Origin of the sequence: Parageobacillus sp. G301, assembly GCF_030268025.1 — a bacterium.
Classification (GTDB): Bacteria; Bacillota; Bacilli; order Bacillales; family Anoxybacillaceae; genus Parageobacillus_B; species Parageobacillus_B toebii.
In genome coordinates, this window is record NZ_BSDB01000001.1 from 1,511,194 (window position 1) to 1,534,043 (window position 22,850).

Consider the following 22,850-nt stretch of genomic DNA (forward strand, 5'->3'; position numbering starts at 1 on the left):
GGTCCAAAATGATCAATGGACATGCACAGCAAAATTGGAAGAGAAAGGAGAAGTGTTATATGGCTATCTCTTTTGATTACTCTAATGCATTACCATTTATGCAAGAGAATGAACTAGATTATTTAAGCGAATTTGTAAAAGCAGCTCATCATATGCTTCATGAAAGGAAAGGTCCAGGATCGGATTTTCTCGGTTGGGTTGATTGGCCGATCCGCTATGATAAAAACGAATTTTCGCGAATCAAACAAGCTGCTGAAAGAATCCGGAATCATTCAGACGCTCTTGTGGTGATCGGCATTGGCGGATCTTATTTGGGTGCAAGGGCGGCTATTGAAGCATTATCCCATACCTTTCATAACCAAATGAACGATACGACACAAATTTATTTTGCTGGTCAGAATATCAGTTCCACTTATATCTCTCATTTATTAGATGTATTAGAAGGCAAAGATCTGTCTATCAATGTCATTTCTAAATCGGGAACAACGACAGAGCCTGCCATTGCTTTCCGCATTTTCCGTGATTACATGGAGAAGAAATATGGAAAAGAGGAAGCAAGAAAACGGATTTACGTTACTACCGACCGAACAAAAGGAGCATTAAAAAAGCTCGCCGATCAAGAAGGATATGAAACGTTCGTTATTCCGGATAACATAGGCGGGAGATATTCTGTGCTGACAGCAGTTGGGCTATTACCAATCGCTGTAGCTGGACTGAATATTGACCGAATGATGGAAGGGGCAGCATCAGCATATCATAAATATAATAATCCCGATCTTTTAACCAATGAGAGTTATCAGTATGCCGCTGTACGAAATATTCTCTACCGTAAAGGCAAAGCGATCGAATTATTGGTTAATTATGAGCCATCCCTTCATTATGTATCGGAGTGGTGGAAACAGCTGTTTGGAGAAAGTGAAGGGAAAGATCAGAAAGGACTCTTTCCTGCATCCGTTGACTTTACAACAGATTTACATTCCATGGGGCAATACGTTCAGGAAGGCCGACGCAATCTGATCGAAACAGTGCTGCATGTCAAGAAACCGCAAATCGAACTGACGATTCAAGAAGATCCAGAAAATATCGATGGATTGAATTTCTTGGCTGGTAAAACGCTGGATGAAGTAAACAAAAAGGCTTTTCAAGGCACGCTATTAGCACATGTAGACGGTGGAGTGCCTAACTTAATTGTTGAACTGGATGAAATGAATGAATACACCTTTGGTGAAATGGTATACTTCTTCGAAAAAGCTTGCGGCATCAGCGGTCATTTACTCGGTGTGAATCCGTTTGATCAGCCGGGAGTGGAAGCATACAAGAAGAATATGTTTGCCTTACTTGGCAAACCGGGTTTTGAAGATGAAAAAGCGGCTCTCATGAAACGGTTATCTAAATAACGTTTTCTTACTCGATATCATGGCTATCTTGAAATGTGACTCTACATCTAAACTACCTGTTTTCCTGAACTCTGCAGGAGACAGGTAGTTTCATTTTTCCTGAATTTGATTATAATCTTTTTCCGTATGTAGACCGTTTTCAGCAAGTAAAATCAGTATGTCTAATACAGATCGATAGAGTGTAGGTACATGTACTTTCCAATTTAAAAAAGCCGACTCCAAACGATCACGTGCACGGTGATCGTTTGTGTCAGCTTTTTATTCCCGATAATAATCGCACGGAAACCGTTTGATGATTCGGTGTGGAATAATGATTCGTTTTACCGGTTCGTTCGAGTTGCGATTTTTTCGATGAATATTCACTTTTAGTACTCTCTGCTTCTACGTCGTCTGTTTCGACCGCTTTTTGGCAAAATATAAAAACAGGATAAATAATACGTAAATAGCTACAAGTGTAGCAATAAATGGAATGTTTAGACCTGTTTTGTCCGCAAGTGCGTAAATTTCCGCTGTCTCGCGATTGATGATAATATCATAGCCATTACGGTCGCCGCGCACTAAATCTCCGGCAAACAGACCGCGCAATTCCTTGCCAGGCGCAAGCTGTTCATTCGTGATATGCACTGTTTGGGTTTTGTTTGTATTGTTAATCGCAATCACGGTTGTTTCATCTTTATATTGCCGTTTGAATACCGCCATGCCGTCCTTCTCGTACAGCAACGTAAAATCGCCTCGTCTTAGTGACGGCAGCTGCTTTCGCAGTTCTCCCAGCTTCTTAATATAATTAATAATTTCATCATCGGCACGGAAGTTCATCAATCGGCGATTATCCGGGTCTTCTCCCCCGTTCATCGCAATTTCCGTTCCATAATACATAACCGGAATGCCAGGTGCCGAGAATAAATAGGATAAAGCAAGCTTAATTCTGGAAACCGGATTTTGTTGGTGATCTAAAGCAAGCTTCGTAAAACGAACCGTATCGTGATTATCTAAAAATGTTCCAAGCAAATACGGGCGGTCGTAAAACGTTTTATTATATTCCCATACGTCATAAAGAGGACGCAATGATTGACCACTCTTCGTTAACGTAGTCGTAATCGCGTTATAAAGCGGGTAATCGACGAACCCGTCAATTCCGTATTTCCCGTAATCAGCAATATAGCGAGGATCGTCGGCCGATACTTCTCCAAGCAGCAGGAAATCTTTTTTGACCGATTTTACTTCTTTGGAAAACTCTTTCCAAAACGATTTTGGCACATGGCGAACGGCATCTAATCGATAGCCGTCAATGTCGGTCTGTTTGATCCACCACTTTGCCGCATCAATTAAATACCGCTTTACTTCCGGATTTTCATGCGCTAAATCAGGCAGGCCGTTCACCCAGCCATTTTCCACTTGCTTTTGGTTATTCCAATTGAAAATTTCTTTTTTCTTATGAAACCAGTCTTTCTTCGCTGGATCGTTCAGCCATGGATGATGATAGCCGGTATGATTGGCAACAAAGTCCACAATCACTTTCATATCACGTTTATGTGCTTCTTTCACTAACGTTTTTAAATCTTTCATCGTGCCAAAGTGCGGATCGACTTGATAAAAATCTTGAACCCAATAGCCATGATACCCGCCCGGTTCATTTTTAAAAATCGGTGTCAGCCAAATCGCCGTAAATCCCATATCTTTAATGTAATCTAGTTTGGCGGTCACTCCTTTTAAATCACCGCCGTGATATCCCTTTGGATCATTGACATTAACGTCTTGGTCATTCGTTGGATCCATGTTGTTGAAGCGGTCGACCATAATAAAATAAATTGCCTCATCTTGCCATGTCCGTTCTTCTTTTTCAGCAGCTTGTACCGGAACCGCACAAAAAAGAAGAAACGGAAGCATAAATAAAGCGAATAATCGATTCCCCATTTCCGTTTCCCCCCTTTAATCGTAATATTGTTTGCTTTATCGGAAAGGGGTAATACCACCTTTATCATAACGATTATTCCTCTTTTGTTCCACCTAATGAACTAAAATAAGAGCCTGGACATCAGTTCTTGTGGACAACCGGAGATGTGAAATTTCCGGTAATTGTCTATATATAACCATTTCCCATTTTCTCATCATTGAGAAGGGTCGAGGACTAGTCAATGTATGAATTTCCTTTATCACGGACGAATGGCCGCGCCGATTGCTTATATAAAACGCCTAAACAAAAAGAGCTGCGCAAAGGCAGCTCTTATTCTTTTATGGTAATGCCGTATTTTTGGAACCAAACATGCACTTGACCAAGATACGCCAATAGTTGTGGTCCTGTCATTAACTGTCCAAACCAAGGCGCCTGGAATGATTTCCCTTCTGTTTCCACTAACTCTTCTAATTTTTTCGCATCAAAAAATTCATAAAGAATCGATGAGCGGTCGTGCAATAATTCTTTTACCCAATTTTTTACTAGCTTCGTATAAAGCGGATGGTGGGTTTTCGGATACGGGCTTTTTTTGCGATATAACACTTCCTCTGGTAAAATTCCCTCCAATGCCTTGCGCAAAATGCCTTTTTCGCGGTTGCCGTACATTTTCATCTCCCAAGGAATATTCCAAACATATTCTACTAATCGATGATCGGCAAACGGCACGCGAACTTCTAAGCTCGCGCCCATACTCATGCGGTCTTTTCGATCCAAAAGCGTTGTCATAAACCAAATCATGTTCAAATAAAACAATTCGCGCCGCTTCGCATCTTCCGCGCTTTCCCCTTCCAGTCTTGGAACCTCCGCGATCGTTTCACCAAAGCGCTTTTGTACATATTCATCCAGCTGTAATTTCTTCCTCCAATCTTCTTTTAATAAATCCATCCGTGCCTCTGTCGAACGCATCCAAGGGAATCCGTTTCGCGCTAAATCGTCAGGACGGTGAAACCATGGGTAGCCGCCAAAAATTTCGTCCGCACATTCCCCGGATAAACTAACGACAAAATCTTTTCTTATTTCTTTGCAAAACCATAGCAATGAAGAGTCCACATCCGCCATGCCCGGGACATCACGGACGATTACCGCTTCCTGTAAATGATGAAACAAATCTTCCTGACTAATGACACAATGATGATGGACGGTTTGGAATGTTTTTGACATTAATTCAATCCAAGGTGCATCGGCATTTGGCTGAAAATCATTTGCTTTGAAATATTGGTCGTTTCCTTCATAATCAATCGAATACGTATGAAGTCGTCCTTTTCCTTCTTTTTCAAACGCCATTGCGGCAATGGCAGTAATAGAACTGGAATCAACCCCTCCTGATAAAAATGTACAAACAGGCACATCAGAAACAAGTTGACGCGTAACAGCATCGATAAGAAGAAAACGGAGTTTTTCTACCGTTTCACCGAACGAATCTCTATGCACATCGCTTTGAACATTCCAGTAACGCCATACTTTTATTCCTTTACGGGAAAACGTTAGAGCATGCGCTGGGCGCAATTCTTTCATTCCGCGAAACACGCCATGCCCTGGTGTCCGTGACGGACCTAATCCAAACACTTCTGCTAACCCTTCATAGTCCACTTCTGCTTTTACTTCCGGATGTGCCAAAATTGCTTTCATTTCTGAGCCAAACAAAAGACTATCATGGACATGCCGATAAAAAAGCGGCTTCACGCCAAGTCGGTCCCGCGCTAAAAATAGCTGTTCGCGCTGTTCATCCCAAATCGCAAAAGCAAAAATTCCGTTAAAATAATCAACACAGTGCTCTTTCCACTCTATATAAGCGTTTAATAATACTTCCGTATCCGAATGCCCTTGGAATGTATACCCCTTTTTTAATAGTTCTTTACGAATGTCTTCTGTATTATATAATTCTCCGTTATAACAAACGGTATAACGATACCCATTTTTCATTCTTGTCATCGGCTGTTTGCCGCCTGCTGGGTCGACCACGATAAGCCGCTTATGCCCAAATGCGGCATGTTCGCTAAACCAAGCATTCGTATCGTCAGGTCCACGTTTCGCTAATGTTTCTGTCATTTTAGAGATAATCTCTTTTTCCATTCGCAAGTCGCGCTGAAAATCAACCCAACCGGTGATACCACACATACGAACCAATCCTTTCTTGATAGATAACAAAAAAGCTATTTCATTTTTAACATAACACGTCCCGAACGCCATACCTTTTCTTTTCCTTAGCTAAGCCAAGCTATCTCGCGCTTGAGGGATTTTATCATAGTTCTTCCCGCCTTCGCTTTCTTTTTAATTTGGCATTCTCCGTATTGGCATGATTCCATTTTATGCAGCACCTCTCATTTCGATGAATTGTCCGATTGTAAGAACAATGTGAATAAATGGAAGACAATTTGGCAAAACAGGAAATAAAGGAGGGAAGGGAATTTGAATATCGAACATCGTCTTCAATGCATAAACGAACAAAAACGCGCTTATATACAAGGAACGATTGAATTCGTAAACGACGAGTGGATCTTTTTTGATGAAGAAGATGAGGAAGCATCATTACTTGAGGAAATGACAGAAGGAAATATAGAGATTTTCCGCCATGGTCATTGGATGTGCGGCCAATTACAAAAAGACGGGATGGTCGATATAGGGATCGAAGTTTTCCCGCTTCAAAGCGGCGAACACGTCCGTTTTCGAAAGCGGCTTCCATACGCTTATCAACAATGGCTCGAATCGCTTTCGGATAAAACGTTTTTTCATTTTGTACAGTGGCTAAATGAACTCGGCTTTTCTTTATACGATTGTTTATACTGCTATAATGGATTGTTATTTAAAAAATATTCTGGTGTTAATTTTATTATTTATGACAATACTGAATTCATTAGCAACGTCCAACATTACTATGAGCGTGGAGATACATATAAAGACCGCTTTGAAATCACATTTAATACCGGAAAACGGTTTATTTGCGCGCACATCGGATAATGGGGAAAGAGTTGTTTTCTTTCCCCAATTCTCTATTTGTGGCTTACCGTCATATATGTTGACAATTCTTCTGCGGTTACCGGACGATACAATGCATACCCTTGTGCGTGATGGCAATGCAGCATTTTTAACAATTCCAGCTGCTCGACCGTTTCCACCCCTTCGGCTACTGTTTTTAGCCCTAATCCGTGCCCCATCGTAATAATTGCCTTTACGATCGCGATATCCGAAGAATTTGTATGCATTTGCTCAACAAATGAACGATCAATTTTTAATATGTTTACTGGTAAATTTTTTAAATAACTAAAAGAAGCGTATCCACTTCCAAAATCATCAATAGCAATACCGACACCGAGCTGCTGTAATTCTTTCATTACTTGAATACTGTAATGAAGATTACGAAGCATAGAGTTCTCCGTTAATTCTAAATGTAAGCAATTTGGGGAGAGCTGCGATTGCTCTAGCGCCTGTTTTACATCATCAATAAAGCCTTCATGCTGAAATTGTCTCGCCGACACATTCACAGAAACGAAAAGTTGATGATTCCATAATTGCTGCCATTTTTTTGTTTGTTTGCAAGCCGTTACTAATACCCATCTTCCAATTTCATGAATGAGCCCCGTCTCTTCTGCTAGTGAAATAAATTCATCCGGTCTAACAAGTCCTAGCTTCGGATGGCGCCAACGAATTAACGCTTCGTTTCCGACAATAACACCTTTATGTATATCAATAATCGGCTGATAGCATAGAAAAAATTCTTGATTTTCCAGTGCTTTTCGCAAATATCTCTCCATCTCTAAACGGTATAACGTTTCTTCATTCATTTTTGCAGAATAAAATTGTATTCGATTTCCTCCACTCTGTTTTGCTCTATTTAGGGCGATATCAGCATTTTTGAGCAATGAATGTTTATCCACACCATCGTTTGGATAGAAGCTGATTCCAATACTTATAGTGATAAAAAATTCTTTGTTTTCATATACAATCGGCTTCATCACTTCTTTTGAAATGTGCGCTGCTGTTTTAAACACCCCTTCTGAATCGGCGCGCTCTGTTAAAAGTAAACAAAACTTATCCCCATGAAACCTTCCTAAATACGCTCCAGCTGGCAAAACATGCTGAATGCGCTGAACGACTTGTTTTAAAATTTCATCTCCCGCATAATGCCCTATACTATCGTTAACCAACTTAAAACGGTCTAAATCGATGAATACGACTGCTAGTTTCCTATTTTTTTGATTCGCCTTTTCTAACTGCTCATCGATGATTTCCATAAACTTTGTCCGGTTTGGAAGATGGGTATCCGGGTCATAATACGCTAAATATGAAATTTTTTCTTCCGCTTTTTTTTGTTCGGTAATATCTCTTCCAATCCCGTAAATACCTACTTTTTTCCCATCAACGATAATTGGAACATTTTTAATTTGGAACAATAATGTTTCGCCTGATTTTGTAGGAATCTCCAAATTATAACATTGAATTTTTCCACGCAAAGCTCGATAAAAATGTCTGCTAACACGAGGTACATCATCCGGATGCATGTATTTTAAAGCGTTCGTATGTAAAATTTCTTCTTTTGTGTAACCTAGAATTTTCTCGAAAGCGGGATTCACGTTCGTAAAATTCCCATGTAAATCAGTGGAATATACAATATCTGTATTATGTTCAAAAAGAGATTGTGATATTTGTGCATGAACGTGAAGCCTCTCCATTTCGCGAGAGGAGGTGGACATTAAATTCGCTAGCGTCATCACCCCTTGAAACATCTCAGGAATAGATAAAGAAACGGAAGCATTGCTATTCTCTCCGTTCTGATTTCCCTCCGATAACACAAGCATGCTAAAAGTGGCTGAACGTATATCTCTATCCTTGATCACCAGTTCTACGAATATAAATGGCGTAAAAGTAGGAGCAACTTGCTCCAGCGCTGTCGTTATTTGCTTTAGCACTGGATATGCATAGCCTTGTACGGCGATACTACGATAGAAAAAAATCGCTTCCGTGTATTTTTTCGTCAATTTGTTTAATTCATCGGATATAGTCCAAACCAATGACGTTAAATGAACGTAGCTAAACTTAACCTTCTCCCCTTGATGAACGTAACCGTTTAGTTCAATAGAACCATCCTCATTTACTTTCACGATGGATAAACATTCTTTATGACCATTTTTCTCAATAATGAACGGAAATTCCGCTCCTGAAAAAGGCAATCGATCGATAAATTCCTTTCCTAAATAACGTTGCAGCAATTTTATTGCTTTTTTTCCATCAAGCTCGTATAACTTATTTCCGCTGCATTTCGTTATTCGAAAAGCAGTGCCAACTGGTTCCCATAAAAACGGATGTGATGATTGAACACGAAAAGAAGAACCGTTAAAACTAATTGCCAGCATACCGCCAGTGACAAATCCTTCATGCGAAAACAAACGCTCTCCTTCATTAATTCGCCCGGCAATCACAACCGTTTTTTCGTTTGCAAGCGGTATATGGCGAATAAGGGAATGAAGATTGCTATTCTGGTCAGTAAATAAAAGAAGAAGATTTGTTTCTTCCGTTATAAGCGTATCCGAAATATATGTTACAAGCTCAAGTTCATTTGCAAATTCTTCGTATGATAATAAAACAGAGTGAACGCTAACTTTTTCGAACACAGTAAAACATATAAAAAATTTGTCATCGAAACCAAAATATTCGCCGTATGTGACGCCAAATAGCTGCGCTTGTGGAAGATAACGATGAAGCAACCCAATCATTTTCCGAAGTTCAAGCTGATCGACTTTATTGGCTGCAACTTGTACAAAAATATGTTCATATTGGGCAAGGTGGTGCTGTGCGATAAAGTCATACAATTCTTCTGTATTATGACAATGTAGACGGTATATGTTCATTCATTCCCACCACTCTTATGCGAATATTTAGAAAATTTACAAAAACCCTCTCTCTACTAACATATCATATTTTTTCTATCAGAAAAAGCGGCAACTCCACATGGAATTGCCGCTTATTTCAAAAGAGATCAAACCCCAGCGGTAACATGAATCCTAAAAATAGAACGAGCACGAATGCGACGATCCATTGAATCCATGCAACATTCGTATTTTTTCCTTTTTTCATGCCGCTTAAAACCATCTCCATTGCCCCGATTAACCATAGGCCAACAATAGCTTTGATGATGTATAATATGGAAATCGAAGCAATGCTATGTAATAAAAGAACCCCTGTTATGATGGTAAAGATGTAAAACAAACGAAGCACCATTTGTACGATTTTGGCTTTCGAAGCCCCCGAGCGTTGCAATGAAACGGCGATAAAAAACAATATAATGGTGATTAACCAACTTGTAATATGTGCATGTGTCATGTCATTTCCTCCTTTTTCCCACATTTATCACCATCATAGCATGCATTAATAAGAAAAAACAAACTTTATATTAATATCAAAAACTATTTATCTCCCAGTGCTTTTGGAAGAAAATTGGCAAGTTCTTATGTGCTGCAGATCTTCTGCCTTCGCATAAACACTCGCTCTAATTCCGCAAGACTTTCATGAGCAAGGATTCCCTCCGAGCGCCTGGTTTAAGACTCTTTTCATCATTTTACATCGTTTAACATAGCCTTTTTTGTTATAATAAAAAATAGCGCAAAAATTCCATAAATCACTAGGGAGGAGCACGCATGAGCAAAACCACCGAAATTATCCGCTTAACAGAGCAATATGGCGCGAACAACTATCATCCGCTTCCGGTTGTTCTTACTAAAGGAGAAGGGGTATGGGTAGAAGACCCGGAAGGCAATCGTTATATGGATATGTTAAGCGCTTACTCAGCCGTCAATCAAGGGCATCGCCACCCGAAAATTATTCAAGCACTAAAAGAGCAAGCAGATCGCATCACATTAACTTCGCGCGCGTTCCATAATGATCAGCTAGGCCCATGGTATGAAAAAGTCGCGAAACTAACCGGTAAAGACATGGTTTTGCCGATGAATACAGGTGCAGAAGCGGTAGAAACGGCTTTTAAAGCGGCGCGGCGCTGGGCGTACGACGTTAAAGGTATAGAAAAAGATAAAGCGGAAATTATCGTTTGTGAAAACAATTTCCATGGCCGAACGATGGCAGCGGTATCAATGTCCTCTAGCGAAGAGTATAAACGCGGTTTCGGACCGATGCTCCCAGGCATTAAAATCATCCCATACGGCGATGTGGAAGCATTAAAGAAAGCGATTACACCAAATACGGCAGCTTTTATTTTTGAGCCGATTCAAGGCGAAGCAGGAATTAATATCCCGCCGGAAGGCTTTTTGAAAGAAGCGTACAATGTATGTAAAGAAAATAATGTTCTTTATATTGCAGATGAAATTCAATCTGGCCTCGGCCGCTCTGGAAAAATGTTTGCTTGTGACTGGGAAAATGTCGTTCCAGATATGTACATCCTCGGTAAGGCATTAGGAGGCGGCGTATTCCCTATCTCTTGCGTAGCAGCAAACCGCGACATTCTCGGCGTGTTTAATCCTGGCTCCCACGGCTCCACATTTGGCGGAAATCCGCTTGCATGTGCGGTATCCATCGCTGCGCTTGATGTCATTATCGAAGAAAAATTGCCGGAACGTTCGTTGGAATTAGGGAACTATTTCATCGAAAAACTGCGTGAAATTCAACATCCAGACATTAAAGAAGTACGCGGAAGAGGACTGTTTATTGGCGTGGAACTTCATACTTCCGCCCGTCCATATTGTGAAAAATTGAAACAAGAAGGACTGTTGTGCAAAGAAACGCACGATACCGTCATTCGTTTTGCTCCACCACTCGTTATTACAAAAGAAGAATTGGATTGGGCAATAGAGCGGGTGAAAAAAGTGTTTGCTGGGGTATAACAGTGAAACGGGGCTGATGAATAGAAACGCCCCGTTTTTTCTTACTCTCCAATTTTATTTCTTAACGTTCCGATTCCTTCGATCGTAATTTCTACAACATCTCCCGCTTGTAAAAAGCGCGGCGGCTTCATTCCTTTTCCAACTCCCGCCGGCGTTCCGGTAGCGATAATGTCTCCTGGTTCCAGCGTGATTCCGCGAGAAATGGTTTCAATAATCGTTTCGACGTTAAAAATAAATTTCTCTGTGCTCGCTTTTTGTCTTATTTCTCCATTCACCTTCGTCTCGATTTGCAGCTTATTTGGATTTTCAATAAGTGATTGATGGACAATCCATGGTCCCATTGGACAGAATGTATCCAAACTTTTTCCAAGCAAATATTGTTGATGCCGTTCCTGCAAATCACGCGCCGTAATGTCATTGATAATGGTATATCCAAATACATAATCAAGAGCCTCTTCTTTGCGAATTGCCTTTCCGCGTTTGCCGATCACAACAGCAAGCTCTCCTTCGTAATCCAATTCATCTGTCACATCAGCGTGGCGCAAAACCGTTTCCTCATGTCCGATCACCGTTGTCGGCACTTTCGAAAATACAATGAGGTGCTGTGGGATATCCAACTTCCCTCCTAGTTCGATGGCATGATCTGCGTAGTTTTTTCCAATGCAAAAAATATTTTTGGATGGGCGCGGAATCGGTGCCAGCAAACGAACGTCATGTAAATCATACATATATTGTGCAGACGGGTTTTCTTTTACCCATGCTGCAATTTCATTTACTCTATTAAGAAACTCATCTCCTAACGCAATGCACTCCAATAATGACGACGGAAGCGTCATGCGCTGGTGCATCGCCTGCTCGGCAAGGTGTAAATGAACGACCTTCTCACTCTCCTCGACTATACCGACAAATGTTTCATTATTACGCTGTGCTGTAACAAATCTCACCGCAAAATCTCCTTTCTATTTGAATTTACATGTACTTGTTTACAAAAAAACCTATTGTTTGTTGAATTTTGTCTAAATTAGTAAAATTAATACTTATTTTAGCGAATACCTTTCTTTTTTCGTCGCTATATGTATAATAATGTTTAGCTTCTTTTCTTCCATTCACATTCATGACTTTTGTCTTAGGCAAAAAGAATTGAATCATGGCGCTTAAGTAGTTTTTTCTTAAAAGCTTCATTACAAAAATGAATCGAAAAACATGATCTTAGTGACGGTGAATGCAATGGTGATTTTAATTGAGGAAAAGCGGCAACAAATGATCGAATTAGCATTGACGTATGGATTTACCGCCAAAGAAACGATCGAGTGCAGTCAGGAATTAGATGAACTGATTAATCGTTATTTGCGGGAAACAGCACCAATCGAACACTCTTTCTTACCCGTCCCTCCTCAGTAATGATTGTGAAGAGGGACTTTTTATTTGCGAAAAGGCTGCCTTTTCCCATAAGTTACAGACCGCCATATCCATTCGAGCGGACCGATCCGAAAAAACTGAAGCCATTTTTTGCTTCCTATTAGTTGTACACCATAAATAAGAAATACGAGCATGCTTCCGAAAAACATGCCAATCTGTCCATACCATCCAAATCCATAACTATAAAACAACAGTGTACAACATACTGATTGCAACAAATAGTTGGTGAGCGACATCTTTCCGGTGTGATGGAAAATGATTAGTTTTCGCCGCCATTTTTCCTTTTGAAATAATAGAATAATAGCTGTACCGTAAAAACATGCTAGTGCTGTCCCGCCAAATATATTTTGAATATACCCGGTGAAATCATTTTTCACCGTAAAGTATGGCAACAGCTTTAGAAATATTCCTAATAGAAATGACCATAACGCAATTTTTTTGATTACGGAAATGTAACGTTCTGCTTCCTCGATCCATCGTTTTTGTGCGACATATCCCCCAAACAGACAAAGAGGCAACACCGTAAGAACTGTAAATAATAAGCCGCCTGAACCATTGGCATACATCCAGTCATTCCAGCGTTGCCAAAAAATATCGGACATAGACCCGCTTTGATAATTGCGCATCGCTTCCATCGCCAGCTGGATGCTGCCATTTTCTGTTTCTTTTGTTCCTTCTAAAAACATAAGCATTACAAATAACAGCGCCATAAATAAGTGAGGAATCAAAAAGCAAACGATCGCTCCAATCATCCATGTGCGCGGCGGGGCTTTAGAAAACAGGAGCAATATTCCTCCAGCGATGGCGTATGAAATTAAAATATCGCCAAACCAAATTAAAAAAGCATGAACAATCCCGAATATAAGCAGCATAGCCAGTCGGCGTAAAAATGTTTGAATAAATGGAAGCTGTTTTTTACGCAGCCGATCACGAAACAGTATCATGCTAAAGCCGAATAAAAATGCAAATAACGGATAAAAACTTGCCTCGCAAAAAACGTCAACGGCCGCCATGGTCCAATCATCGAGCCGGCTATTTGTCTTCGTGTTTCCATACATGACCGGTGATGAAAAATGAGGCATGTTCGCCATCAAAATTCCTAATAGGGCAAAGCCGCGCAATACATCAATGACCAAGATCCGCTCGTGATTTGCTTGTTTGCCCATTTTTTCTCCTTTCTTTTCACGTCGATCGTTTGATAGAAAAAAGGCTCCGCATATGCGGACGCCATTTTTTCTTTAATTAACATAACGGCCTGTTTTCCCGACAGAATCCCAATACTGTTTACGTAAATGTATTTTTTGAATTTTCCCTGATGCCGTTTTTGGCAATGCATCGACAAACGTTACACCGGTAATCGCCTTAAAATGCGCTAATTTTTCCCGCGAGAAGGCAATCAATTCTTCCTCTGTCACTTCGTGGCCAGGCCGAACGACAACAAACGCGTGAGGCGTTTCCCCCCATTTTTCATGTGGCGCAGCGATTACCGCCGCTTCTAACACCGCTGGATGTTCATATAAAACACCTTCTACTTCAATAGAAGAAATATTTTCCCCACCGCTAATAATAATATCTTTTTTTCTGTCGACAATGTCAATGTATCCATATTCGTCTACTGTTCCCATATCACCTGTATACAACCAGCCATTGCGGATTGTCTCCATCGTTGCCTCTGGATTTTTCCAATACCCTTTCATCACATTGTTGCTTTTTATAATGACTTCACCGATCGTTTTTCCATCATGCGGCACTTCATCACCGTGTTCATCCACTACCTTTACTTCACAACCGATCATCGGATACCCCGCTTTTGCTTTCAGACGATATTGTTTTTCCTGCGGCAAATCATGCAAATGGGAGCGGATCGTGGAAATCGTGTTAAGCGGTGAAGATTCCGTCATGCCATACACTTGGATAAATTCCCAACCGAGATCTTGTTCCACGCGCGTGACAAATGATGGCGGCGGCGCAGAGCCTGCAATCACAACGCGAACTGGATGGTCGATGACCGGCTTATGTTCGTCATAATACTGTAAAAGCATGTTTAATACTGTCGGCGCCATATGCATCACGCTAACCTTGTATGTTTGAATATAGTCAAAAATCACTTTTGGATCGACTTTCCTTAGACCGATTTGCGTCGCTCCGTTTGCTGTATAATAAAATGGCGATCCCCATCCGTTCACATGAAACATCGGCAATATATGCAAATACGTATCTTGGTCGGAAACGCGGAGATGATGCATCGATATTAACGCGTGAAGATAATTATTGCGATGCGTCAACATGACACCTTTCGGATTTCCTGTCGTTCCGCTTGTATATAAAAGACTGCATACATCATTTTCATCAATGTCCGGACGATCAAAAGACGTGCTAGGATGCTGCGCTAGCCATTCTTCGTAAGCGATTTCATCTGTTTCCTCATTTTTTTGATGAACAATAATCGTCTTTACGGTCTGCAGCTTGTCCTTAATTGGTGCGATGAAATGGTATAAATCTTGATCAACAAATAACACTTTGCTTTCGCTATGATTTAAGATAAATAAATAATCCTCCGGCTTCAGGCGGGTGTTCATCGGAACCATGATCGCTCCAAGCTGAAATACACCGTAAAATCCTTCTAACATTTCAAGCGTATTTGGCGCCAAATACGCCACCCGGTCTCCTTTTTCTACCCCCAATTGTTTTAGACCGTGAGAAAGCTGATTTACACGCTCGTTTAATTGTTTGTATGTAAGCGTGCGGCCAGAGCAAATCATTGCCGTTTTGTCTCCGTACAGTGAAACAGCCCTATCTAAAAATTGTGTTAATACTAATGGTACGCTCATTATTCCATCCCCCATAAAATGTTTTAGAAAATTCGCAATTATATTATACATAATTTTTTATTATTACACCATATCTTATAAAAAGAAAAAGATGGCCTTTTTTTAATCGTGACCATCTAATTATTTCCACGCACTCCTGCATCTTTTATATCAGGGTCAAACGTATTTGTTACACTGCAAAATGTATTTGTCTGCAAAAAATCACCTGTATTTGCTCCCCCCGCTCCTGAGTTCGTTTTCGCTGTACTTTTTGGAGCAATTTGCAACACATCTCCCATATTTACTGTCCCGTTTCCGCTTACACTCGTCACTTTAACTCCCCCGATAATCGTCGCCGGCATATCCATTCTCCTTTTTATATTTTTATATATCATATGACAAAAAAATCGATTCGTCTGGACATCCATCGTGCGTTTAACTGTTTTGTCGCTTTTTCATACACTAACAGTAAGCATATAAAATAAGGAGGTAGAGCGTATGCCATCCTTTATTGGCGGCCCAATTAAAATTACTCACGTTAGTGGTGACGGAACGGTTAATTTTGGGGATGTATTACAAATTGCACCAAAAAGTACACTTAAATCAAATACTGGCTCTGGCGGCAGCAATAATGGCGACTTTTTACAAACAAATACGTTCGTCAGCTTTACAAATACCAATGATCCTGATGTGAAAGACTCCAATACTACCGCAAATAAATGAACCTCTCCCACCTTCATTCCATTTAGAGGTGGGAGGCTTTTTGGGAAAAATCTTAAAACGCTCACGTTTTTGCCTCCACGCCCATACATTATCATAAGAACAAGAGAAAGGTGCATGCGTTATGCCAGCATTTGTCGGAGTCGTTAAGTTAAACAGTATCGGAAGCAGCGGCGTGTTTCATATTGGAGACGTGTTTGCGATTTCGCCACACAGTGTTGCCAAAACATTTGCCGGTGCCGGTTCATTTAATACAGGAGATGGCTTGCATATTTATAACTATTACAGCAATACGAATATAAACGATGCGGACATCGCGGATGAAAATGTAGTAGCTAACGCCTAAAAGGGGGAGAACCAATGAATTTTTATATTAGCCAAAGTATATGCATTTATCAATTGAAAATAGGTTCTGTTATGAACTCATCCGTACTGCAAATCGGCAGCGCTGGCAGCATCCAAGCGCTTTCTACACTAACAAACACAGGAGGATTCACGAAGCCTGCTCCACACGCTACCGCCATCGTTCCATTGGCAGGTGGAGCATCTAGCAGTCCTCTAGTCCCGCTTCATTCAGCAACTCGCTAAAAAAGCATAAAAATAGTGATGACAACAAAAGGCCGTCCATATATTGAAGTAAGAAGGGACTTTGGAGAGGATGATTTCAACATTATGTTCCTATATGACTATTTTGCGAAACTGCGGCGCTACCTGTCATGGCAAACAAAAAAAATACAATCGTTAGAACAGCGGCTTCTCCTCCTTGAAAAACAGCTGATAGAACTTCAACAACAACCGCGTACAACCATTGAACGAATCGAATATAAATTTGACCAATTAAAAGTAGAAACATTGGAAGGGACATTAAATATTGGCATTACTCCCAACGGTGTTGGCAACACTATCGAAGATTTTGCCGTTCAACCTGAAAAAACAATAGTTCCAAAGCCGGAACCAGTCTTATTCCGCACCATTCAAGAAAAAGTTCATGCTTATTTAGAAAAGGAAGCAAAGGAGACGTTAAAGAGATTGGAAGAACAATATGCACTTCGTCTTGATGACACGTATCGACATTTTATTTTGCAAGACATCGCTCGACAAGTGGACGAACGAATCCATTTTTATTTACAGCAAAAAATGAATAATGGATACGTCCCTGCATCGGACAATGATAAATCGGTCGAAAACGAAATTTTTCAAAAAGTAAAGATGGATATTGAACAATCGCTTGACCTTTTTCTAAAACATTTACCAAAACAAGGGGGAGAACAATGAACTATACAGTGATTAACCGCGATATCCATGTTGGCGATATTCACTTAACAGCTATAACAAGCTCCGCCATTTTTTTAGTTGGAGATGCAGATGTTATTAATCTCGCTTCCACTTTCGACACGCCGCCGGAATCGTTATTTATCGGTCCATTCGTCCCGCTCGCTCCAAGAGGAGAATAATCATGAAACGAACATCGATGGTGGAATATTTTCATGGAGAAACAGTTATTTATAGTTCTGTTTTACAAATCGGTGATTCAAGGGAAATTACTTCGCGTTCTCGCGTTTTAGCCGTTCAACGACAATATGAATTATTTTTCGGGGGCGAAGGAGAAGAAATCTTTCCTATCTTTACAAGGCCAATTCCCAAATTGCAACCAAACAGTAATGATATTTCCATCCAAACCCTTCATCAATCTCCCGTTATTTCTGTTCGCTCCATTCGTATGTTAGCGGTTTCCACTTCTTCCGTTGTTCATATTGGATCGACTTCTACTGTTGATGCGGAAGCAAGAATTAAACATATTCGTCAGCTTGCTCCGAATTCTTCATTGCCTTCTATGACAAATACAGAAACCACTTCATCAATAGTAAAGGATGAGAAATAATGCCTTCTGTCGTCGGACCAATTAAAATTAATACTGTCAGCAGTGGAGCAGTTGTGCAAATGGGGGATTGTCTTTATATCGCTCCAAAAGTAGCCACAAAAACAATGGCTGGTTCAGGAGGATTTAATACTGGGGATTTTGTCATTACAAACAACGGCATCAGTTTAACAAACACGTTTGACTCCGATACGTTTGACAGCAATGTTGCTGCAAACAATTAGCAAAGCCGCCACTCCTTTTCAGGAAATGGCAGCTTTGCATTTTTATTAGTAAAAGTTACATGACTTCTAATCTAACTCTTGTTCCTCGCCCGGACGGTTCCGCCGGCTCAACAATAAGCCGCTTCGGCAGACGGGAGCGAATTTCTTGCACATGGCTGATTACCCCGACAGAAAGTCGTTGCGAATGAAGCTTTTCCAGTGCAGAAATAACCGTATCAAGAAGTTCCGCATCAAGCGTGCCAAAACCTTCGTCCAAGAAGAAAAACTGAAGCGGATATTCCCCACGCAATTGAATTTGTGCTGATAACGCCAATGCGAGCGATAATGATGTTAAAAACGTTTCTCCTCCTGATAATGTTGTCACTGGACGCTTTACCCCACCATTGGCATCATCGCGAATAAGAAACCCTCCTTGTGAATCGACTTCCAATGAATAGCGCTGTCTTGTCAACGAACTTAATCGCTCGGAAGCCATTCTTGTCACTTGAATGAGTTGTTCTTCCGCCATAAATTCGACAAAGCTGTTTCCCTTTAAAATCGACTGCAAATGTTTATAACGATCCATAAGAGTGGCTAACTCTTGTTGTTTTTTCTCTAATTCCGTAAACCGTTTATGTTTTTCCGTTAATTCTTCCACTTTGTTTTGCGCGGCACCCACTTGCTGCATGGCTTCATCTACTTGTTGTTTTATTTGTTCATATACAGTCTGCAATTGTTCCCATTGTTGTTGATCAATCATTTCCCCACCCATCGCTTCGGTCAGCTGCTGGAGACGATGCTGGGCATGTTGCACTTTCTGCCAATAATGTTTGATTTGCTGTTCCCACTCAAATCGTAATTCTTCTGCCGCCTTTGCTTCTTTCACTTCGTTTTCATCGGTAAATGTTGTTTTTTTCAATTCATAGAGCCAACGCGATTTCGCTTCTTCGTACCGTTCTCTTCCTTCTTCCAACGACTGCTGTATCGCTTTTGCTTCCGTTTCTAAAGCTTGGTATTGTTTTTGTGCCTGCAGCCATCTTTGATATGCTTCTTCTTCTTCTTTTTTTAAGCAAAGCAGCTCTTTTTCCACTTGAAGAAGTTGATCTTCTATTTGCTCTGTTCCTGCTTTTTCCACCAACTGTCGTTTATAGTCATCTGCCAGTTGTTGTTTAGCCTTCCACAAAGAAACAAGGCGGACTTTTTCCGTTTCCAGCTCTCGCTGCTGTTGGGCTAATCGCTCTTTTTCATTTAATTTAGTTTCAAGAAACGGAATGCTGTCATCGATTCGTTTTTGCAATTGCCGAACGATTTCTTCGTGTTTTCGCATTTGGTTGCGGAGCGCTTCGATCGTATCAAAAGAAAAATCGGTATATTTCTCACGCCAGCTTGCTTCTAATTGATTGTATTCATTGAAACGATATTTCCATTCCGTTTGTAATTCTTGTACATCTTTTTCTAGTAATCTTAATTCTTGCTCGATGGCTTGTTGCGATGATTCAGCATCACGCCACTTTTGCAGCGCCTGCTGAAGGGCTTCTTTTAATTGCAAACAATCTTGTTGAAGTGCTTTCACTTCCACGGCAATATCGATATCTTCTTCAACCTTTAATTTACTTACATCGAATCGTTGGAACGTCCAGTCATTTCCAATAAATTGTGCCAGTTGTTCAAGCTGTGCTTTTAATGTGTGCAACATTTGCGTATAAGCTTGCCCCTGTTTTACCTGCTGTTCCAATATAGCGATTTTCCCGCTGCTAACGTTATTGTGCTCATATACATACGGATTCGGATGTTCGCATGACCCGCAGACAGGGCATGGTTCTCCTTGGCGAAGTTGTCTAGCAAGAATTGCTGCCATCTCTGCAGTTTTCGCCTGCTCCGCTTTTTCTCGTTCTTGCTCGAGCTGTTGTTCATACCGATACAACCGTTTTTCTAGCTGCCATTGCCGCTCACAGACAGAATGATAGACTTTCTCTATTTTTTGGAACAAAAGATGTAATTTCTCTTTTGTTGCCTCTGCGTGCTGCTTTCTTTTTTCTCGTTCCTTATTGGCCTGCTGTTGCGCTTTTTGTTTTTGTGCCAGCCGTTGTTGAATATCTTGAAGCGCATCTGTTATTCTTTCAATTTGCTGTTTTTCATCGTATGCACGCTCAACCACTTCCTTTTGCTCTATAGAAGCTGCATATTTTTGCAGCTCTGCCTTTAACATTCGTTGTTTTTCCAGCCCGCGTTCATACAACTTTGCTGCTTCCTGCCATTCGACAAGCTTTTTCCGTTCTTCTTCTTCTAGCAAATGAATTTGTTTCCTCATTTCGTTTAATTCTGTTTCTAACGCATGGATTTGAGCCGCTAACTGTTTTGCTTGGGTGAGCTGTTCTTTTTTTGCTAATAAATGAGGTTCGGAAGCGGCCTTTTCTTGCCGAATACGTTCATAACGATGCATCGCTTCTTCATAAAGTTCTTTAGCCTGTACGAGTTTTTGCTGTAATTCCTTTTGTTTCTCCTCTGCATTGATCACAAATCGGCGCGCTTCCTCATACTGTTCGAGATATGGCCACATTCGTTCCGCTTGTTCCGCGCGTTCTTTTCTATTCTCTAATAAGCGAATATGCGATTCTTCACTGGCAAGGCGCACTAGTTCGGCTTCAAGTTCTTCTTTTTCCCTTTGCCATGCCCATAACTGTTTCGTTCGTTCTATCGCTATCTCCATATCATGTAATTCCGCTTTTCGCTTTTGCAATAACTCTTGTAATGTTCCTAACTCTTGTTTCGCCCGTTCCAGCGCTTCCTTCGATGCATCTCCTAAACCTGTCTTCTCAGCGATCACTTCATTTAATTCATTAGAAATGGCAGCGAGTTTTTCTTTCAATTTTTTATTTAACTTGTCTCCATATGGTTCCAAATGAAAAAGGCGCTGTAGCATCTGCCGTCGTTCGGCGCCTTTTAATGATAAAAATTCGGCGAATTTCCCTTGCGGCAGCACGACGGCGCGCGTAAAATCTTTCATCGTTAAACCAAGCAATTGCTCTATCGCTTTATTGACTTCCGTCAACTTATCCGCCAACACAACGGTTTCTGCGCCAACTTCGATAAGCCGGCATATTCCGCTTTTTAACCGCCATTCATCGCCACGTTTAAAGCTGCGCTCTACCGTATATCGCTTTGTGCATGAGGCATTTTCTAATTCAAACGTAAAAGAAACGAACAGTTCATTTTCCGCATGATTCATAATTCCTTGCGTATGGTTTGGCGCACGTTCCACACTGCCAAATAACGCAAGTGTAATCGCGTCTAAAATCGTTGATTTCCCGCTTCCAGTTGGGCCGAAAATGCCAAAGACACCACCTTCGCATAATGATTGAAAATCAATCGTTTGTTTCTCACGAAAACTGTGCAAACCCGCTATCGTTAATGAAATCGGCTTCACTCTTCTGTCTCCCCCTCTTCTTCCTGTTCCGCCACCAGTTCTAAAAATAATCGGACAAGCTCGTCGTCCGCCTTGCCGCCGCCTGTTTGGCGCTCATAAAAACGGCGGAACATTTCTTCTAATGATAATTGCTCTTGCTTCCGATTCTCTATATGCTCTTCTTTTTCTGGAAAGACAGGACGGATATGCACAAAACCAGAATGAAGCTTGCGCAATCGATAAATTTCCTCCATGGATAACGGCTGTGAAAGGTGAATTTCCAAATCAATCCATGCAGATGGATCTTTTCCTTCTTCACACCAGCGATATACTTGGGCAATTCCTTCGGTTGCTTGCCACCTTACTAACGGTTTGCCAGAGGACAACGGTATTTCGGAAACTATCGCTTTTTCCCCTGGTTTTACATCGACAATCGTAACAGATTTAGCGTATCCCGCTTCAGAAAAGCTATATGCAAGCGGTGAACCAGAGTAACGCGCCGCCGTTTCAGCACGTTTTACATCTTGCGGCCGATGCAAATGGCCAAGCGCGACATATTGAGCTTGTTTTGGCAAACTAGTAGCAGCTACTGTGTAAGCACCACCGACTTCAATTGGCCGTTCCGAATCGGATGTACTTCCTCCTGCCACATAAATATGGCTCATTGCGATGTTTACCGTCTTTTCCGAAAACGAAGCGGACATCGCTGCAAATAGATGGCGAATGCGCTCGTCGTATCGGTCACGCAAAGAAATTTCGGAATGTTCTTTGGACATCAATTCTGCTAAACGCGATTCAGAAGGATACGGAAGCGGAGCGAGCATCATCGTTTCATTTCGCGCTGGCACTTCAATGCGATAGACGGTCGTATCCGGCCACCCTAGCAAAAGGATGCCGTAATCGGCTACTAATTTCCTAGCAGCGCTAATCCGCTCCGGATGGTCATGGTTACCGGCAATAACAGCAACCGGACGTTTTCCTTTATCTGAAAGGCGGGCAAGACTTTCGTAAAACAATTGTTCAGCTGCTGCCGGCGGATTAACAGAATCAAACACATCTCCCGCCATTAACACGACATCAATTTTTTCTTTTTCCACGATGTCGACAAGCTCATCAATAAATTGTTCCTGTTCCGGCAGACGGCTTCTTCCTTCCAGCGTTCTTCCTAAATGCCAGTCGGCTGTATGTAAAATGCGCATACGCTTTCCGTTCCTTTCTTTCTAGAAAGTATTT

Annotated in this window: 21 protein-coding genes; 11 read left to right on the forward strand and 10 right to left on the reverse strand. The window is 41.1% G+C overall.

Features of this window, described 5'->3' with window-relative positions:
• Positions 1–59 precede the first annotated feature (59 nt).
• Entirely contained in the window at positions 60–1,397 is a 1,338-nt protein-coding gene (locus QSJ37_RS07700) for a glucose-6-phosphate isomerase (RefSeq protein ID WP_062753847.1), read from the forward strand.
• Between the two features lie 381 nt (positions 1,398–1,778).
• Here the strand turns inward: QSJ37_RS07700 and QSJ37_RS07705 are convergent, their stop codons facing one another.
• Together QSJ37_RS07705 and asnB are read right to left on the reverse strand one after the other, a co-directional pair.
• Positions 1,779–3,311 carry an alpha-amylase family glycosyl hydrolase gene (locus tag QSJ37_RS07705; RefSeq protein WP_285754579.1) on the reverse strand — a complete coding sequence of 511 codons (1,533 nt, stop codon included), beginning with the start codon at positions 3,309–3,311 and terminating at the stop codon, positions 1,779–1,781.
• A gap of 310 nt (positions 3,312–3,621) precedes the next feature.
• Positions 3,622–5,469, reverse strand: a complete 1,848-nt coding sequence (asnB, locus tag QSJ37_RS07710; RefSeq protein ID WP_062753858.1) for an asparagine synthase (glutamine-hydrolyzing) — start codon at positions 5,467–5,469, stop codon at positions 3,622–3,624.
• A 291-nt stretch (positions 5,470–5,760) separates the two neighbouring features.
• Here asnB and QSJ37_RS07715 point away from each other — a divergent pair, with 291 nt between their 5' ends.
• Positions 5,761–6,309 carry a DUF2777 domain-containing protein gene (locus QSJ37_RS07715; RefSeq protein ID WP_081188621.1) on the forward strand — a complete coding sequence of 183 codons (549 nt, stop codon included), beginning with the start codon at positions 5,761–5,763 and terminating at the stop codon, positions 6,307–6,309.
• Between the two features lie 32 nt (positions 6,310–6,341).
• Here QSJ37_RS07715 and QSJ37_RS07720 read toward each other — a convergent pair whose 3' ends face one another.
• Both QSJ37_RS07720 and QSJ37_RS07725 read right to left on the reverse strand, forming a co-directional pair.
• A complete protein-coding gene (locus tag QSJ37_RS07720; protein ID WP_285754580.1) occupies positions 6,342–9,197 on the reverse strand; it encodes an EAL domain-containing protein in 2,856 nt (951 codons plus the stop codon).
• A gap of 118 nt (positions 9,198–9,315) precedes the next feature.
• The gene (locus QSJ37_RS07725; protein WP_285754581.1) at positions 9,316–9,669 is read right to left on the reverse strand and encodes a YisL family protein; all 354 of its coding nucleotides are present in this window, start codon (positions 9,667–9,669) and stop codon (positions 9,316–9,318) included.
• A gap of 314 nt (positions 9,670–9,983) precedes the next feature.
• Here QSJ37_RS07725 and QSJ37_RS07730 point away from each other — a divergent pair, with 314 nt between their 5' ends.
• Positions 9,984–11,180: an ornithine--oxo-acid transaminase gene (locus tag QSJ37_RS07730; RefSeq protein ID WP_285754582.1), complete on the forward strand. Its 1,197-nt coding sequence runs from the start codon at positions 9,984–9,986 to the stop codon at positions 11,178–11,180.
• Positions 11,181–11,221: 41 nt separating this feature from the next.
• Here QSJ37_RS07730 and QSJ37_RS07735 read toward each other — a convergent pair whose 3' ends face one another.
• On the reverse strand, positions 11,222–12,124 hold the full coding sequence (locus QSJ37_RS07735) for a fumarylacetoacetate hydrolase family protein (protein ID WP_285754583.1): 903 nt from the start codon (positions 12,122–12,124) through the stop codon (positions 11,222–11,224).
• Between the two features lie 259 nt (positions 12,125–12,383).
• On the opposite strand from QSJ37_RS07735, the gene QSJ37_RS07740 reads away from it, so the two are divergent.
• Positions 12,384–12,581 carry an aspartyl-phosphate phosphatase Spo0E family protein gene (locus tag QSJ37_RS07740; RefSeq protein ID WP_190305465.1) on the forward strand — a complete coding sequence of 66 codons (198 nt, stop codon included), beginning with the start codon at positions 12,384–12,386 and terminating at the stop codon, positions 12,579–12,581.
• Between the two features lie 20 nt (positions 12,582–12,601).
• Here QSJ37_RS07740 and QSJ37_RS07745 read toward each other — a convergent pair whose 3' ends face one another.
• The 3 genes from QSJ37_RS07745 to QSJ37_RS07755 form a co-directional block, all read right to left on the reverse strand.
• Positions 12,602–13,765 carry a DUF418 domain-containing protein gene (locus QSJ37_RS07745; RefSeq protein WP_285754584.1) on the reverse strand — a complete coding sequence of 388 codons (1,164 nt, stop codon included), beginning with the start codon at positions 13,763–13,765 and terminating at the stop codon, positions 12,602–12,604.
• A 72-nt stretch (positions 13,766–13,837) separates the two neighbouring features.
• Positions 13,838–15,430 (reverse strand): fatty acid--CoA ligase, encoded by a 1,593-nt coding sequence (locus QSJ37_RS07750; protein WP_285754585.1) that lies wholly within the window; start codon positions 15,428–15,430, stop codon positions 13,838–13,840.
• 116 nt (positions 15,431–15,546) lie between these two features.
• Positions 15,547–15,771: a spore germination protein gene (locus tag QSJ37_RS07755; RefSeq protein WP_012749376.1), complete on the reverse strand. Its 225-nt coding sequence runs from the start codon at positions 15,769–15,771 to the stop codon at positions 15,547–15,549.
• A gap of 136 nt (positions 15,772–15,907) precedes the next feature.
• On the opposite strand from QSJ37_RS07755, the gene QSJ37_RS07760 reads away from it, so the two are divergent.
• From QSJ37_RS07760 to QSJ37_RS07790, 7 genes are all read left to right on the forward strand, one after another.
• Positions 15,908–16,132, forward strand: a complete 225-nt coding sequence (locus QSJ37_RS07760) for a spore germination protein (protein ID WP_285754586.1) — start codon at positions 15,908–15,910, stop codon at positions 16,130–16,132.
• Between the two features lie 121 nt (positions 16,133–16,253).
• Positions 16,254–16,475 carry a spore germination protein gene (locus tag QSJ37_RS07765; protein ID WP_062753867.1) on the forward strand — a complete coding sequence of 74 codons (222 nt, stop codon included), beginning with the start codon at positions 16,254–16,256 and terminating at the stop codon, positions 16,473–16,475.
• A 14-nt stretch (positions 16,476–16,489) separates the two neighbouring features.
• Entirely contained in the window at positions 16,490–16,717 is a 228-nt protein-coding gene (locus QSJ37_RS07770) for a spore germination protein GerPB (protein ID WP_012749373.1), read from the forward strand.
• Between the two features lie 84 nt (positions 16,718–16,801).
• The gene (gene gerPC / locus QSJ37_RS07775) at positions 16,802–17,404 is read left to right on the forward strand and encodes a spore germination protein GerPC (protein WP_285754783.1); all 603 of its coding nucleotides are present in this window, start codon (positions 16,802–16,804) and stop codon (positions 17,402–17,404) included.
• Complete coding sequence (locus QSJ37_RS07780) at positions 17,401–17,583, forward strand: spore gernimation protein GerPD (RefSeq protein WP_285754587.1); 183 nt, start codon at positions 17,401–17,403, stop codon at positions 17,581–17,583. Before gerPC ends, QSJ37_RS07780 begins: the two co-directional genes overlap by 4 nt.
• Positions 17,584–17,585: 2 nt before the next feature.
• Positions 17,586–18,011, forward strand: coding sequence for a spore germination protein GerPE (locus QSJ37_RS07785; RefSeq protein ID WP_285754588.1), 426 nt, complete (start codon positions 17,586–17,588; stop codon positions 18,009–18,011).
• The gene (locus tag QSJ37_RS07790) at positions 18,011–18,232 is read left to right on the forward strand and encodes a spore germination protein (RefSeq protein ID WP_285754589.1); all 222 of its coding nucleotides are present in this window, start codon (positions 18,011–18,013) and stop codon (positions 18,230–18,232) included. Before QSJ37_RS07785 ends, QSJ37_RS07790 begins: the two co-directional genes overlap by 1 nt.
• A 55-nt stretch (positions 18,233–18,287) precedes the next feature.
• Here QSJ37_RS07790 and QSJ37_RS07795 read toward each other — a convergent pair whose 3' ends face one another.
• Positions 18,288–21,638: an SbcC/MukB-like Walker B domain-containing protein gene (locus QSJ37_RS07795; RefSeq protein WP_285754590.1), complete on the reverse strand. Its 3,351-nt coding sequence runs from the start codon at positions 21,636–21,638 to the stop codon at positions 18,288–18,290.
• Positions 21,635–22,816, reverse strand: coding sequence for an exonuclease SbcCD subunit D (locus QSJ37_RS07800; RefSeq protein WP_285754591.1), 1,182 nt, complete (start codon positions 22,814–22,816; stop codon positions 21,635–21,637). Before QSJ37_RS07800 ends, QSJ37_RS07795 begins: the two co-directional genes overlap by 4 nt.
• Positions 22,817–22,850: the final 34 nt, after the last annotated feature.